Source organism: Micromonospora sp. BL4, assembly GCF_003667505.1.
Taxonomy (GTDB): domain Bacteria; phylum Actinomycetota; class Actinomycetes; order Mycobacteriales; family Micromonosporaceae; genus Micromonospora.
In genome coordinates this window covers 1-1,148 of record NZ_RCVJ01000242.1, presented here as the reverse complement: position 1 = coordinate 1,148, position 1,148 = coordinate 1, and the positions used below count along the sequence as shown (strand labels likewise).

The following is a 1,148-nucleotide window of genomic DNA, read 5'->3' as shown; positions in this document are numbered from 1 at the left end:
ACCTACGTGTACGTGTCCCGCCGCCCCCTGCTGCCACTGTCCCGGATCAACGGCGAACAACGCCTGTTCGTCTACACCGACGGCACCCGCGTCGATCAGACCACCTCCGCCGCCGAGTGCCCGGGCACCGGAGGGGGTGGCGTCCTGGAGGTGCAGCCCGACGGGCGGCGCCTGCAGGTGTGCTCAACCGCCGTCGGCAGCTTCCAACCGGGCTCCCGCCGGACCCGGGTCAGCGTGCTGGAGTCCTACCAACTGCTCCCCGACGGCACCTTCCGGTTGGCGTCGGTGGACACGTCGGGCCGCCCCGTCTCCGCCATACCCACCACCGTCCGGCTGGAGATTCGGCTACCCGCGGTGGTGCCGATGCTCGTGGCGGGCATCGACCCGGCGGCCGAGGCACGCCTGTCCGGCCTGGACCGGGCCGTACGCCAGGGCCGCTACCTGACCGGCTCCGACACGACCGGGCCCGCCACCCGCACCACGTCGATGTCCCCGTTCGCACCGAGCGGCCCCACCGGCCCGACCCTGCCGGTACTGGCCGCCAGGGACCTCGCGGTGGACGAGCAGATGGACCTCGCCGTGTCCCGGCTCGCGGGTCAGACCGCCAGCCGGGTACCCGGCGCCACGACGGAAGCGCTGTGGCCGCTGCTGCGCGACTCGGCGAAGGCACCGGGCCGGACAGCCGCACACGACCTGGGGCAGCTCTACCGTGCCCGACTCGACACGGCGCTGGCCGACAACATCCCGCTGTCCGGCGTCCAGACGCTGCTGCGGCCCGCACCGCCGGCCTACACACCACAAGCCGACGGCATCGGCCGGATACTGCCCAGGACCGGTGAGCCGGGCTCCACCGACCAAGCCGTCGACGACGTCTGGCGGGACGCCTGGCTCAGCACCGGCGGGGTCGGCACCGGCGAGCCGATCAACCTGAACGCGCAGGGCGAGGAGTGGTCGGTCACCGCCGTGGGCAGCTTCGCGATGGACGCCCTGCCCGTCGCCGGCGGCCCCGCGCAGCAGGCCCTCGACCTGTACCGCCAGGCCCCACCGGTAGGCGCCGACCCCCGTACCCGGCAACTGCTCGCCGACCGTCCACTACTGCCCGGCGACGACCCGCTGGGCTACCCGTCCCGCCCACCCCACCTGTTGAC

At 73.8% G+C, this 1,148-nt stretch carries 1 protein-coding gene; it reads left to right on the top strand.

Annotation, left to right across the window (positions count from 1 at the left end):
- Positions 1 to 1,148, top strand: a 1,148-nt coding sequence (locus tag EAD89_RS30615) for a hypothetical protein (protein WP_158610787.1), incomplete at both ends; no start/stop codon positions are given.